The organism is Brakhagea baltica (assembly GCF_052161605.1).
In the GTDB taxonomy this organism is placed as follows: domain Bacteria; phylum Planctomycetota; class Planctomycetia; order Pirellulales; family Pirellulaceae; genus JBKCUI01.
This window is the reverse complement of sequence record NZ_CP197409.1, coordinates 5,459,362-5,472,480: the sequence shown is the minus strand read 5'-3', so window position 1 is coordinate 5,472,480 and position 13,119 is coordinate 5,459,362. Positions and strand designations below refer to the sequence as shown.

Here is a 13,119-nt window from a genome sequence, read left to right as displayed (position 1 = left end):
TAAGAATGCCATTACCCAAAAGTCAGTTATGTCCAAGGACGAGTCGTCACGAACCGATGCTAGCCAGTGTGCGAATTACCTGAAAGCGCTCGGAGATCCGATTCGCTTGAACATCGTTCGGGCATTGCAAACCGGGCCGCTTAGCGTTTCGGATATCTCCCAACTCCTGGAGATGGAAATGGCCAACGTCTCGCACCATCTCCGGGTCCTCTATCATGCCGATATCGTAACGACCGAGCGGGATGGTAAATTCATTTACTATGGATTGAATCGTGAATTTCTCAACTCTCGGGCGGCTGGTCGCACTCTGGATTTCGGCTGCTGCAAAATTGACCTCCGCGACTAAACAGGACTAAGATATAGTTCTATTATTCAAACGAACGCTCTCGCGACAGGATCGATGCTTCGCGGAACTCTTCTTACCCTTCCCTCGAATATACTATCCTCAGGATTTAGCACGATGAGCGATGCACCGAAATTTATTATGATTGGCGGCTTCCTAGGAGCGGGTAAAACCACGACCCTGGGTCGGCTAGCTGCACTATACCGCTCGCAAGGCCAGAATGTTGCGATCGTCACCAATGATCAAGCGTCCGATCTGGTCGATACGTTATTGCTTCGTTCCCAAGGTTTCCAAGTGGGCGAAGTCGCAGGCTCCTGTTTCTGCTGCAACTTTGATGGCCTGACGGGAACTGTTGAAAAGCTTAGTGCGAAGGAACGCCCCGATGTGATTTTGGCTGAACCGGTTGGTAGCTGTACCGATTTGGTCGCCACCGTGATTCGTCCACTCGAACAGGTCTACGAGCAAGCGTTCGATATCGCACCATACGGTGTGATTATCAAACCTAGCCATGGGATTAAGATCCTGGGGGGAGAGGGGCAGCGAGGTTTCTCACCCAAAGCGGAGTACATTTTCCGCAAGCAATTGGAAGAAGCGGACTTTCTAATCCTCAATCGCATCGACGAACTGGCGGCAGACCAAGTCGAGCAACTGGTCCAACTGCTGGAGTCCCAGTACCCAAGCAAACCGATTGTTAAACTGAGTGCCAAGAGTGGAGCCGGTTTTGAATTGCTTTATGAGCAGGTCAATCAATCGGGCAGCTTTGGGAATAGCGTCATGGAGGTCGACTATGAAATTTACGCCGAGGGAGAAGCCGAGTTGGGGTGGCTGAATTGTCAAGCGACTTTGACCTCCGAGTCAGATGTTAACTTGGATGAGTTGATTCTAGAGATCCTAAAGGGATTGCATGTTGGATTCGTTGACCAAGAGTTCGAGATTGCGCACTTAAAGGCGATCGGCATGAGTGACGGAGTGTATGCGGTCGCCAATATTGTCAGCAACAACAGCGAGCCTGTTTTATCCCTCCCGTCCCGTTGGAGTGGCAGGAGCGGAGAGCTCGTGATTAACGCGCGAGTCGCTACGTCTCCGGAAGAGTTGGAGACTTGGGTTAGGCAAGTCGTAGCTCAAAAGGGAACCGACTTCGGTGCAACGATCACGATCAGAACACTACAGTGCTTCCGACCCGGGAAACCTGTACCGACCCATCGTATACCCTCGTAGTGTCGATCATTGATTTAGGGGGGCATTCACAGAAACCACTCCTTACCTAGTGCTGCGCAGAGGACTACCGTTCCAAAAACAAGAGCCCACGAAAGGATACGTGCTGTCCGAGATGAGTCCTTGTTACGAAGGGAAAAGAACGCAAGCACCAGGGTAATGATGATCAAGGGAACCAACGTCCTTAATGAACCCCATTGTCCCGCAAATTGTTCATAGGGACTTGAATCGCGAAATTTCTGTACAGCTCGTAGCGAAAGAAAGCACAAGACAAAAAACGTAGCCCAGCCATAAATCAGTGATATCGGTAAACTCTTCCTGGTCCAAACGTCTGTTCCATCAGACATATCTGTGGTTGACGCAGCGTAAGGATTGGTTTGGTTATCTGTAGTTGTCATGGATAGTGCGTTCATTCGAGGCGAGTTTAGTTATGACGAAACCTGCTCTTCTACGTTCAACGTCGGATCGTGCAGCTTATCAAGCCCTTTCGCGACTACCATGGAGACCGAGAGGTCGCTCGTGACGTTGGTGGCGGTTCTTAGCATATCCAGCGGGCGATCTACGGCAAAAATCAGTGCAAGACCCGTTTCGGGAATGCCCGCTTGACCGAGCACAATGACGAGCATCACCATACCAGCTCCGGGGACCGCTGCGGAACCGATACTTGCAAGCAAAGCCGTGAGGATAATCCCGAGTTGTCCCGTCAGCCCCAGATCCATACCAAACGTCTGGGCGATAAATACCGCCGCTACTCCCTGATACAACGCGGTTCCATCCATATTGATCGTCGCGCCGATCGGCAAAACAAAACTAGCCACTTCCTCATCCACACCAAGAACATCTTGAGCCTGCTCCATGGTTACGGGCAGTGTTGCGGCGCTCGAACTGGTACTGAAAGCCAACAATTGAGCGGGAACGATCCCTTTAAGAAAAGCGGTCGCCTTACGTTTGGCAAAAAGCACGACCAGCGAGGGGTAGACGACAACAATCATGAAGAGCAAACCTGCCACGACGCAACTAGCATACCCCATGAGTGCGATGAACAAATCAAAGCTCGGTAGCTCCACGATAAGAGAAGCCAACAGGGCAAAGACTCCGAACGGGGCACAGAGCATAATCAAGTCGATCAGCTTGAGAATCACTTCGTTCATTCCATCGAAAAAAGTCTTCACGGGTAGAGCTTTTTCTTCGGGGATCAGTATTAGACCGACTCCGAACAAGATCACGAAGAAGATGACTTGGAGCATGTTCCCATTGTTTGTAGCCGCACCAACAATGTTATCGGGAACGATATCGATGATAGGTTGTAACGGCCCGACTGCCTTTTGCTTCTCAGCAGCCTGAATTTTTTGCTCGGCATCACCACCGAACTTGGTCATCATGTCTGCTCGTGTATCCTCGCTAATCCATCGACCTGGACGCATTACATTTACAAAAATCAATCCGACACTTATGGCAACCGCCGTGGTGCATATGAAGATGCCCACCGTTTTGCCTCCCATGCGGGAAAGCTTAGATATATCTTTGAGGTCCGATATGCCTTTGATCAACGATGCCACGATAAGCGGAATCGCAATCAGCTTCAGCATATTGATAAAGATCGTCCCGAACGGCTTGATCCAGTTAAGAGTGAATTCCCTCCACTGGAGGTAGGCAGCGAGAAGGCCGAATAGGACGCCAGCCAGCATCCCGGCTAGGATCCTCCAGTGAAGCGGCAAATCTTTCATCTTTTCGTAACCTCATCTGGCGTGCGAGAAAAAGTGGAGCGAATAGCAAAATTCGTCTTATCGCCGTATGAGTATAACCGAAAAGCAGGTTGACCAGAGCCTATTCGAGGAACAGCGGCTTCAAATGTCGCTCGTAAATATTTCGACAAACGTGCTTGCCCACGATGTCCGAATTCGCTTTGAGCAAATCGGTGTACCGACTTCCTTGCTTGGCAGCGACCTTGAATGATACGTGAAGAAGCTGACGAACGGAGGGGTTGAACAAGGGGTTGCTTTGATCGTGTCGGATTACTTGGGCTAGATGACTACCAGACCAGCTTGCAACAGTCTCGCTACTTGGCAGAGCTTGACGATCGATGTCGATCACGCTGGCATACGGTGCGCAGAACTCATCGATATGCTGAAGAGCGTAGCCATAAATCTCCTTGACCAATTCAAGCCCATCCCCACCAGATTCCGAGAGCCCGATGACTTCCTCAAGCCAAGTCGTCCCGGCTGTCTTGACGTGAATTCCGGCTCCCGTTTCGGAAATCGCCTTTGCTACAATTGGGTAGAGCTGGAATTTATCACTGCCGCTATGGATGCTAAGCTTCAACGTTTCGGGCAATCCAAACTGCTTGATCGCATAGGCTAGGACCGCCAAATCATCCCGGAATTCTTGTTCGAACTGGGCGAGATCGCCGACGTAGTCGACCCCTTTATTGAACCGGCCCGTAAACTTGGGTGCAACCGTTTGTACTGGAATCTGCTCGGCAGCTAGAGCAGCTAGGATGACGAACAATTCTACGGGCGTTTGTGGTGCGTCAGTTTCGTCCATGGAAACCTCGACGATCATTTCATCGTCCGATTTCACATCAGCGATGTAGCGATAAACGCGTCCGGCCTCTCGAATTGCCGTAAGATATTTTGCAGCGATCGCTTCCATCTCTTTTGCCGTAAGCTGAATGGCTTGGGATAGACCAGCAAACGTATGCTCGCCAACGAGAGATTGGTTTTGCTTCAAAAAATCAGCCAACACTTCCTGGGCAGGCGGTTTGCCGATGAAATCCGCTACGTCGATAGTATAGAAGTCGCTATGCGGAATGAACCGGTCCACCGTCGCCATACCGATATGGTCCGCATCAACATGCCACGGATGCGACCACCCGCACGAGTCCACCGCATGCTTGGCTGCTTCGGCAACGGAGCTTGGTTCCGAGCCGACAAAGTTATGCTCGCGATTGGATTTATTCCAGACGGGAATCACAAGTACTCCTTGTGATTCCAGCATTTGAAACGCTTTGAGCTGCGATGCAGCCTGATGGGCAAAGCGGTCGCCGATTCCGAACGTGAACGGTTCGATGATCTTCATGTGTGTTCCTTATTTTCCTCTGAAATCAAGCGACCAGCAAAAACAGTTCTACCGTTCGCCAATTACGTAAGCGAACCTCGGCTAGCTACTTCGTCGGCAATTCCAACAACCGAGCTAGTCGGTAGAAATCGGAATCTCGCTCGATGAAACGAACTTTGGTGACCAAGTTGACTGGGTCCACGAGTTGCTCAAACGGAACGAACGAAACGTTGAACTGACCACCGACAGATACCATGACTCCGTTGAGCTTCTTCTCAACTAACGCTCGGTAAGCTCCCGCCCCGATTTGTGAGCCTAACATAACGTCAAAGGCAGTCGGTACGCAGCAACGCGATTCGTATCCCATCTGAACGCCGTTAATCTTTCGGGTCTTGCCGGTTGCTTTCTTGTAGGCTTCGGACAACATACGAGCCATCGCCTTGCCAATATCGATATTGGATATGGCGATGTGGCCGTGGTCGTCGCGAGCGATGCCTTCTAGGTAGGAGTTGGGCAAGTACTCGGCGAGGCCTTCGGCGATGACCATGACGCCGTAGTTTCTGCCGAGCTTTTCCCTGGCGACCATCATGGCCACCATTTTGTTTACAACGGCATCCAGATTCATGACCTTGCGAGTCTTCTGGGTTCCATCAGGCTGAGTAACGGTTTCGGAACACTCCAAGTCACCGGTGATATCTTCAACGCTCAGAACCATGCAGGCATCCCCTGCAATCGCTGCTCCGTAAGCGAGCCAGCCGGCAGAGCGTCCCATCGCTTCGACGAGAAAGTAAGCTTGTCCTGCTGCGGCGTCACGATTCAAGTTGCGGATTTCTCCCGCGATCGTTTCGGCTGCACTGAAGTAACCGAACGTAAAATCGATACCGGAGTAATCGTTGTCGATTGTTTTGGGGAGATGGATCACTGGCATTCGCGTCTTGTCTGCCGGGAGTGTGTCCTGGTAGAGTTTCATCTTGTTAGCTGTCTTGAGCGTGTCGTCCCCTCCGATGCTAATCAAGGCATCGACACCCAGCGAGCGAAGAGCATTGTACACTCGCCCGAGAGGGGCCGATCTCTCGGGATCCTTTAAATGTTCGGGGCTGGAAACTTGCTTACCCGGATTGGCTCGCGCGGTCCCAATCATGATACCCGGCTCTGTTCGCGAGAACTCCAACCGCTCCATCGTAATGGGGAAGTAGTCGGTTCCCTCCACAAGCGGCTTTGAACCGTCAAAGTCAATCAGCTTGGAGTAACCATGCTTGATGCCGATGACTTCAATACCTGCATTCAAAAAGGTGAAGGCAGCTCCAGAGATAACAGCGTTTGCCGCAGGAGCTGGGCCCCCCGCGAATAGAACAGCAACTTTTTTCATAATGTTGGTCGATCAGATTTAGTGATGTTGAATGTCTTAATAAATTTGCCTGCGGATTGTACTGCCTTTGGTGTGAATGTCCAACGCCTTGGGAGCTTAGGTAGTTTGGGCAAGGCTTGCTCGAAATTCGGCTTGTACGGCGACCGACCGACATAGTCCCGTTGTAGGGCTTGTGATGATTGAATGCGTAAGGATCGAAAGTCCGATGGTAGGCATTAGTCTGGGCTGCCTGCATTGGCTTGCCTACCGTTTTACGCTTGAAAAGGGCTCGGTTGATGCCGAACAGAAAAGCTTCTTACAATCGATCTTTATCGCGACGTCCGACGCGATCTGCGACGTTAAGAGAGTGCTTTGTGGCCATACTTAGCACGACCGGGTTCGTTTTCACGGCGGGGATTGGTTTGGCGCAAAACCGGATGGAACAACCAGCCCGATCTCACGCCCAGTATTCCCCGCAGCCATCGACCGACTCTTCGAGCTTTTTACCTGCCTCACCATGGTCGCGGCAGGTTAGTTACGAACAAGAGTCCCTAGAAGTACAGAGCAACGATCAACGACGTTTAGCGATCCGACCGCCAGCCCGCTCGGATCACCCCCAAAATAGCACTCGCGAGACATCGACAAGCAAACCTGCCGCGATCCAGTGGGGACCAATTCAATCGGTCGACTCGGATGACGGTACTCGTAACTCGAGTGTTGTGAGCAGAACCAACAGAGCCGCCGAGGAGCCTGCTTCCCGATTCAGTCTTACTGCTTTGCGAACAGCAGACAACCTTACTCAGGATGGACTTGTTCTGACGGAAGATGTTCCACCAATTGATCTAGGAGCGTCTGTCCAGAAGCGAGAGGTGGTGGAGCCGTCTATGCGAAGCGATGCGAGTGAGGGATTCTTCCTAGGGGATCCGTCGCCGGCCGCATCGCGTCCACAAGAGATGTCTACGCCAGCCGAAATGAGCGCTGCCTGGCCTACTCAGGATATGCTCACTGCGGAGCAAAAACTCCTCGCGTCCAGACTGCTCTCAATGGGAGAGCGATCCGCAGAGCAACAGGCGGAACGCATGCGCATTGCAGAAAAGCAGAGCTCTGCGTTGCAGGCTGCTGGACCTGAGTCTACGTTTACCGAACCAGGCTTTCTAGAATCACCAGTTGGATGGAAAGCGATTCGGCAGGAGTTGGCAAATCATTTGGAGACCTGCGATTCGCTTCTTCGACGAGGGGCGACCCACAGCGCTCGCGCAGAAGTTCTGGTCGGACTGAGAAAGCTTTTCCGAGCTATGGATCTGCACCGAGGTGTTACTCATAGCGAAACAAGCTTCGAAGCCGCGTTGACCGCCATGAGAGAGGAAGCTGACTTTCATAACCTAAAGTTGAGCCGAAGTGTCGCGTCTATTGTGGCTATGCATACTACACCTGCTCTCAAGAACCGAGCTCTGGACTCGGTAACGACAGAATTAGCGTGTCAGCATTATCGGGCGTTCGCTCGCTACCAAATGCTGCAGGCCGCCGATGGACATCTCTTTGCTGCCGATTTGCTTTATGCTCTCGGTAAAACCTTGGAAAAAGATGCGGAGCAAAACTCAGACCGAGCCCAGCAACTGAGAAGCCAGGCGGTAATCTGCTATCAAAGTGCAATTAAACTGCGACCAAACCAGCATCACGCAGCGAATCAGTTGGGTTATGCGTTAATCCACTTAGATCGCATTGAAGAAGCCTACGATGCACTGCGTTGGTCGATCGAGGCTAAGCCGAACGCCCAGGCTTGGACCAATCTGGCTGAAATCTATAGACGACGTGGAGCGACGAGCGAAGCCCAATATGCCGTGCAGCAAGCTATGGCTCTGGGTGGAGACCAAGGAAGTGATCAGATTGATGTAACACAGGTTGATCCTGCCACATTTGCTAGGTACAGCCCGGCGCTGAACGCGAATGGTACCGCCGTGACGACCACAGCAGCTCAACCTGCGGGACACACCGCTGGCACCACTCCACCGATCATGACCTCTCCATCGGCTGGTAAATCTGGAAATTTCTTCACCAAGATGTTTCGATAATCGAAGGACTACAGAGAAAGAACTATGCGATTCTATCAATCCATCGCGGTGCTGTTCGCCTCCATCAGCGGAGCACAATTTGCCCTAGGTCAACATTTCAACACAGGAGGGATGATCCCTCGCTACGAAGCGTCACCGATGTGCCAAACGTGTTCTGTACCAGCAACTCAGATCTCTTCGGTTCGCATGCTTCCTCCGGCTCAGCCGATCGGTGTCACATCGGGTGCATGTCAACCTTGCATTACAGGATTGGACTGCGCGACGCCGTCGATTGGAGAGAAACGCTGGGGAGATGCTGCACCGATCGATTTCGAACCTTTGTGGCAAGGGGAATACATCGGACCGGTCCGATTGCCGGCTATGCTTGAGTACCGGGTTCGCGTAAATGATGAGATTACGTTCACGTATGTTCCCAAGAGAGAGCAAGTGAACGTCGCGTATCGTCTTATGGTAGGCGACGTTATCAACATTAGCTCCTCCTCAGACGAGAGCTTAAAGCAAGAGAAGATTCAAGTACAGCCTGACGGCAAGATTCACGTCGATATCCTGACAGCTCCAGTTGAGGCTTCAGGTAAGACCATAACCCAACTGCGGCGCGACCTTGAACTGCTTTACAAGGAATTCTTTCAGAGCCCAGCTATCAACATAGCGCCGGTGAGTCTCAATACGGCATTAGCGGACCTTCTCGACGCAGTGAACGGACCGTTTGCTGCGGGCGGTCGATTCTTCATTGCGAATGTCAACCCAGATGGACGCATTCAGCTGCCAAGACTCGGCGGGATTTATGTTCTTGGTATGACGCTAGAAGAGATACGACGAGAAATCAATCTGCGATACGAGGATACCGTGGTGGGAATTGAGGTTGAGCCTCGCTTGACCAGACAAGCCTCTCACTTCGTCTTCGTGTTTGGCAAAGTGGCACAACCAGGGCGTTACGAGCTGTTCGGTCCGACAACCGCTCTGGGGGGGCTCTCGTTAGCTGGTGGACCAACCCTTGGCGGGAATATGCGGCAGGTCGTGATCATGCGTCGGGCTGAAGACTGGCGGCTTATTGCAACCATGCTCGATCTACGTGGTGCCCAGCTCGGCAAGCGTCCTATACCCTCGGATGAAATCTGGCTGAGAGACTCCGATCTGATCATTGTGCCAGATCAGCCCATTGCCCGGGCTAACGAGGCTGCGCAGCAGATCTTTACCGACGGCATCTATCGTGTCATTCCGTTCCAGCTTCAGCGGCAATAGTGTAAATCACCGTACTCCCGAGATGGGATCGAGTAGGGGCCGATGCTAGCCCCCTGGCGGGTTTGTACTTAACGGGCTTGTGATTTCCACGGAACCGCTTTACCTTACCGGAACACCACAACGAAGCGACCACATCGATGACACAATATAAAGTAGTTCCCGTTCAGACCAAACCGCAGCGACGCGAGTTTATGGAGCTCATTTGGCGTCTTTACAAGGATGATCCGAATTGGATTCCACCTATTCGGATGAACCAAGAGGAGCTAGTCGGGTTTCGTCCGCATCCTTTTTATGATGATGCCAAATGCCAGCCTTTCCTTGTTTACAAAAACGAGGAAGTCGTCGGTCGAATCGTTGGCTTGGTCAATCACGCCCACAATCGCAGATATAACGAAAAGCGTGGTTTCTTTGGCTTCTTTGATTGCATCGATGATCAACAAGCTGCGAACGCCTTGTTTCAGGCCGCTTGCGACTATTTAAGAGCCGAGGGCATGACGGATGTACGAGGTCCCTGCAACCCATCGCTAAACTACGAGATCGGAACTTTGGTCGAGGGCTTTGATACGCCCCCCACCTTTATGATGACCTACAACTGGCCGTATTACGACCGATTGATCACTAGTTTCGGATTTGAGAAGACGCAGGACTTATTCGCGTTCGACGGTCACATCAACATGCTGGATACTCTCGATCCAAAGCTCAAGTTTGTCATCGAGGAAGTCAAACGCCGCTTCAATGTTCGGCTCCGGCCTGCTAGCCGTCTCCACTTCGGAAAGGAGATTGCGTTGTTCCTGGACATCTACAACCAAGCCCTGCAATCGACGTGGGGATTTGTTCCACTCTCGGCAGCTGAGTCAAAAGCAATCGGCTTTTCACTGAGGTTTTTGATCGACCCCGCCGTGACTTCGTTTATCGAGGTCGATGGCAAGCCAGTGGGAGTTGGGTTAGGGCTTCCTGACTACAACCCGATCATCAAGAAGATTGATGGGCGATTGTTTCCGTTTGGCGTGTTTCGGATTCTTTGGGAAAGACGCAAGATCAAGAAGATCCGCGTCATTAGCACCAACGTGGTTCCCGAGTATCAACGCTGGGGATTGGGATTGGTTGCGCTCGAACGCATGCTCCCTGATTGCTTGGCGAAAGGCATAGAAGAGGCAGAATTCTCTTGGGTATTGGAAAGCAATCAACTCTCGCGCGGTTCTTTGGAGAGAGCGGGAACGAGGAGATCGAAAACCTACAGACTTTATGACCTATCGCTCGATAAAACAAATGTTCGATAAGCCCTGTTCGACAAGCCCCATCGCAAGTGATTTACTGGTATAGTTAAAGGAATGGACACTTGAGTCGCGCTCACTCGCTATCCGGTGCTCCCCCACCTCTCGTTTCTAAGGCCAAGGATGATATGAACGACACACTCGCATTGATACTTGCGGGCGGCAAAGGGACCCGACTCGAACCTCTCACCCGCGACCGCGCCAAACCAGCGGTGCCATTCGGTGGCAACTACCGGATCATCGACTTTGTGCTCTCGAATTGCCTCAATAGCGGCCTTCGCAAGATGCTGGTCATGACGCAGTACAAAGCAATGAGTCTCGATCGTCACATCAATTTGGGTTGGCGAGATTTCTTCTGCCGTGATCTCGACGAGTACATCGATATTTTGCCTCCGCAACAAAGAATCGACGAGAGCTGGTACCAAGGGACCGCTGATGCTGTCTATCAGAACATCTACGCCATCGAAAAGGCTAGGCCGGATTATTTGATCATCCTCGCAGGGGATCACATTTATAAGATGAACTATCGCTCCATGCTGGAGTATCACAAACAGAAACGAGCTGACTTAACGATCGGGGCCCTCTCGGTAGACTTGGAATCGGCCAAAGAGTTCGGCGTGATGCAAATCGATGAAGACCAGAGAATCATTGGCTTTCAGGAAAAACCACAGCAACCACGTTCTATTCCGGGGGATCCCAATCGAGCCCTCGCGTCCATGGGAATCTATATCTTCAACGCGAGGTTCCTGATGGAGAAACTTTGTCAGGATGCTAACGACCCGAAAAGCCATCATGATTTCGGCAAGAACATCATTCCCGCAATGATTCAGAGCCAAAGAGTTTACGCATTTCCGTTTCAGGACGAGAATCGCAAAGTGGAAGCATACTGGCGCGATGTCGGCACCCTCGACGCTTACTATGAATCCAATATGGATTTGATTAACATCGATCCAAAACTGAATCTCTACGATGCGTCATGGCCGATTCGCTCTTATCAACCCAACCTGCCACCTCCAAAGTTTGTGTTCGGCTCTCGCGGGGAAACCGATCGCATGGGTATGGCGCTAGACTCGATCGTTTGTTCAGGGACCATCATCAGCGGCGGAAAAGTGGAGCGTAGCATACTCAGCCCTAGGGTTCGAGTTAATTCCTACGCCCAAGTCAGCGACAGCATCTTGTTCGAAGGCGTCGAGGTGGGACGTAACGCGATTGTCAGAAATGCCATTATCGACAAGCATGTAAAGATCCCGGCCGGAATGGAGATTGGCGTCGACCCTGAACGCGACCGAGCTCGTGGCTTTACGGTTTCTCCCAGGGGTATCGTCACCGTGGCGAAAACGGAGGACCTTTCCCAGATCGATAGACACTTCGCGGCGGACTCTCCAATAGCGAAATCGACTCTGCACGCAGCAGGGCACTACGGCCCTCAGCCCTCTCACCTGAGCAAATCCTCCGGGGCTCAACTGCAAACGGAAATATCGTTTCGAGATCAAGAATGAACACACCAATTATCTACTTGATGATGGGACTGTTGTTTGGAACAACGTTTCTTGCTCTTGGTATTGCGCTCGGTGTTTGGATTACAAGACGGCAGTCCGAAGCCGGCGCATCAAACCCGCCGGAAACGATCGGTGCTTTCTCCAAGGCAGAGACGCAGCATTTGCTAAATGCTCTGCGCAGCTTTGCGACGTGGACCTCCGATTTCGCTGGAGATTTCCATCGCTATCGCAACCAGATGAACGACCTGTCAAAAGCGGCTTCGATCGAAGGCACCTATAAAACCAAGGAGGATGTAAAAGGGCTTCTCAACGAGATTGTCGTCGCGAACCGGGAATTGCAATCGCGACTGGAGAACGCGGAAAAGAAACTAGAGCAACAAACTCACGAGCTCGCAGGCTATCTCAATGAGGCCAGGACAGACGGCCTGACTGGGCTCGCTAATCGAAGAGCCTTTGACCAACGAATTGACGAGTGTTACAAGCAATGGGTCGAAAGCAAGCAAGTGTTTTCTCTAGCCCTGGTGGATATCGATCACTTTAAAAAAATCAACGATACCTATGGGCATCCCGCAGGGGATGCAGTCCTCAAAGATGTTGCGAATCGATTGCGGATCGCGGATGACAATTGCGTAATGGTCGCGAGGTATGGTGGTGAAGAGTTCGCGATCTTGTTTAAGTCCACAGCAGAAAGTGCGGCGAGCAAGATGGAGGAGTTACGCAAAACGATCCAAGGCAACACCGTTTCCGCTGAGGGGCACTCCATCCAGGTTACTATCTCGACCGGGGTTTCTCAGATAGGATCGGATGATCGAATTGCCAAAATCATCCGGCGGAGTGACGAAGCGTTGTACTCGGCAAAAATGTCGGGGCGTAACCGTGTTTTCATTCATACCGGCAAGCTGTGTGAGGTATACGGCACCCACGATGCCGCTTGGCAGCCCGCGTCCGTTCCTGCCGCAATAAACCCTGCTGCAGAAAATTATCCTTCGCTGGCCCCGAAAGACGCGTTGCAGCTTCAGTTGCTCAACCGACTCGATGAACTATTGGCGGAAGAACAGAAGAAGTAGAT

The 13,119-nt window shown here is 51.7% G+C and carries 11 protein-coding genes; 7 read left to right on the top strand and 4 right to left on the bottom strand.

Translation table 11 applies throughout. The annotated features are described in order from the left end of the window. Positions 1-28 precede the first annotated feature (28 nt). The gene (locus SH449x_RS21225; protein WP_482378081.1) at positions 29-346 is read left to right on the top strand and encodes an ArsR/SmtB family transcription factor; all 318 of its coding nucleotides are present in this window, start codon (positions 29-31) and stop codon (positions 344-346) included. A 114-nt stretch (positions 347-460) separates the two neighbouring features. After that, the gene (locus SH449x_RS21220) at positions 461-1,561 is read left to right on the top strand and encodes a GTP-binding protein (RefSeq protein WP_482378080.1); all 1,101 of its coding nucleotides are present in this window, start codon (positions 461-463) and stop codon (positions 1,559-1,561) included. A 26-nt stretch (positions 1,562-1,587) separates the two neighbouring features. Here SH449x_RS21220 and SH449x_RS21215 read toward each other — a convergent pair whose 3' ends face one another. The 4 genes from SH449x_RS21215 to SH449x_RS21200 all read right to left on the bottom strand — a co-directional run bounded on the left by SH449x_RS21215 (position 1,588) and on the right by SH449x_RS21200 (position 5,984). Then, a complete protein-coding gene (locus tag SH449x_RS21215) occupies positions 1,588-1,956 on the bottom strand; it encodes a hypothetical protein (protein ID WP_482378079.1) in 369 nt (122 codons plus the stop codon). Positions 1,957-1,986: 30 nt separating this feature from the next. Next, positions 1,987-3,285: a dicarboxylate/amino acid:cation symporter gene (locus tag SH449x_RS21210; RefSeq protein WP_482378078.1), complete on the bottom strand. Its 1,299-nt coding sequence runs from the start codon at positions 3,283-3,285 to the stop codon at positions 1,987-1,989. 100 nt (positions 3,286-3,385) lie between these two features. Continuing rightward, entirely contained in the window at positions 3,386-4,636 is a 1,251-nt protein-coding gene (locus SH449x_RS21205; RefSeq protein ID WP_482378077.1) for a tagaturonate epimerase family protein, read from the bottom strand. A gap of 85 nt (positions 4,637-4,721) precedes the next feature. Further along, the gene (locus tag SH449x_RS21200; protein WP_482378076.1) at positions 4,722-5,984 is read right to left on the bottom strand and encodes a 6-phosphofructokinase; all 1,263 of its coding nucleotides are present in this window, start codon (positions 5,982-5,984) and stop codon (positions 4,722-4,724) included. A gap of 353 nt (positions 5,985-6,337) precedes the next feature. Here SH449x_RS21200 and SH449x_RS21195 point away from each other — a divergent pair, with 353 nt between their 5' ends. From SH449x_RS21195 to SH449x_RS21175, 5 genes are all read left to right on the top strand, one after another. After that, positions 6,338-8,035 carry a tetratricopeptide repeat protein gene (locus SH449x_RS21195; RefSeq protein ID WP_482378075.1) on the top strand — a complete coding sequence of 566 codons (1,698 nt, stop codon included), beginning with the start codon at positions 6,338-6,340 and terminating at the stop codon, positions 8,033-8,035. Positions 8,036-8,059: 24 nt separating this feature from the next. Then, a complete protein-coding gene (locus SH449x_RS21190) occupies positions 8,060-9,277 on the top strand; it encodes a polysaccharide biosynthesis/export family protein (RefSeq protein WP_482378074.1) in 1,218 nt (405 codons plus the stop codon). A gap of 137 nt (positions 9,278-9,414) precedes the next feature. Then, a complete protein-coding gene (locus SH449x_RS21185; protein WP_482378073.1) occupies positions 9,415-10,557 on the top strand; it encodes a GNAT family N-acetyltransferase in 1,143 nt (380 codons plus the stop codon). Positions 10,558-10,616: 59 nt separating this feature from the next. After that, complete coding sequence (glgC, locus tag SH449x_RS21180) at positions 10,617-12,050, top strand: glucose-1-phosphate adenylyltransferase (protein ID WP_482378072.1); 1,434 nt, start codon at positions 10,617-10,619, stop codon at positions 12,048-12,050. Continuing rightward, a complete protein-coding gene (locus SH449x_RS21175; protein ID WP_482378071.1) occupies positions 12,047-13,117 on the top strand; it encodes a GGDEF domain-containing protein in 1,071 nt (356 codons plus the stop codon). The genes glgC and SH449x_RS21175 overlap by 4 nt, the downstream gene beginning before the upstream one ends. The last annotated feature ends 2 nt before the right edge of the window (positions 13,118-13,119 follow it).

Coding starts and splice junctions, on each gene's coding strand:
- SH449x_RS21225 (WP_482378081.1), top strand. CDS start 29: ATGTCCAAGGACGAGTCGTCACGAACCGATGCTAGCCAGTGTGCGAAT.
- SH449x_RS21220 (WP_482378080.1), top strand. CDS start 461: ATGAGCGATGCACCGAAATTTATTATGATTGGCGGCTTCCTAGGAGCG.
- SH449x_RS21215 (WP_482378079.1), bottom strand. CDS start 1,956: ATGACAACTACAGATAACCAAACCAATCCTTACGCTGCGTCAACCACA.
- SH449x_RS21210 (WP_482378078.1), bottom strand. CDS start 3,285: ATGAAAGATTTGCCGCTTCACTGGAGGATCCTAGCCGGGATGCTGGCT.
- SH449x_RS21205 (WP_482378077.1), bottom strand. CDS start 4,636: ATGAAGATCATCGAACCGTTCACGTTCGGAATCGGCGACCGCTTTGCC.
- SH449x_RS21200 (WP_482378076.1), bottom strand. CDS start 5,984: ATGAAAAAAGTTGCTGTTCTATTCGCGGGGGGCCCAGCTCCTGCGGCA.
- SH449x_RS21190 (WP_482378074.1), top strand. CDS start 8,060: ATGCGATTCTATCAATCCATCGCGGTGCTGTTCGCCTCCATCAGCGGA.
- SH449x_RS21185 (WP_482378073.1), top strand. CDS start 9,415: ATGACACAATATAAAGTAGTTCCCGTTCAGACCAAACCGCAGCGACGC.
- SH449x_RS21175 (WP_482378071.1), top strand. CDS start 12,047: ATGAACACACCAATTATCTACTTGATGATGGGACTGTTGTTTGGAACA.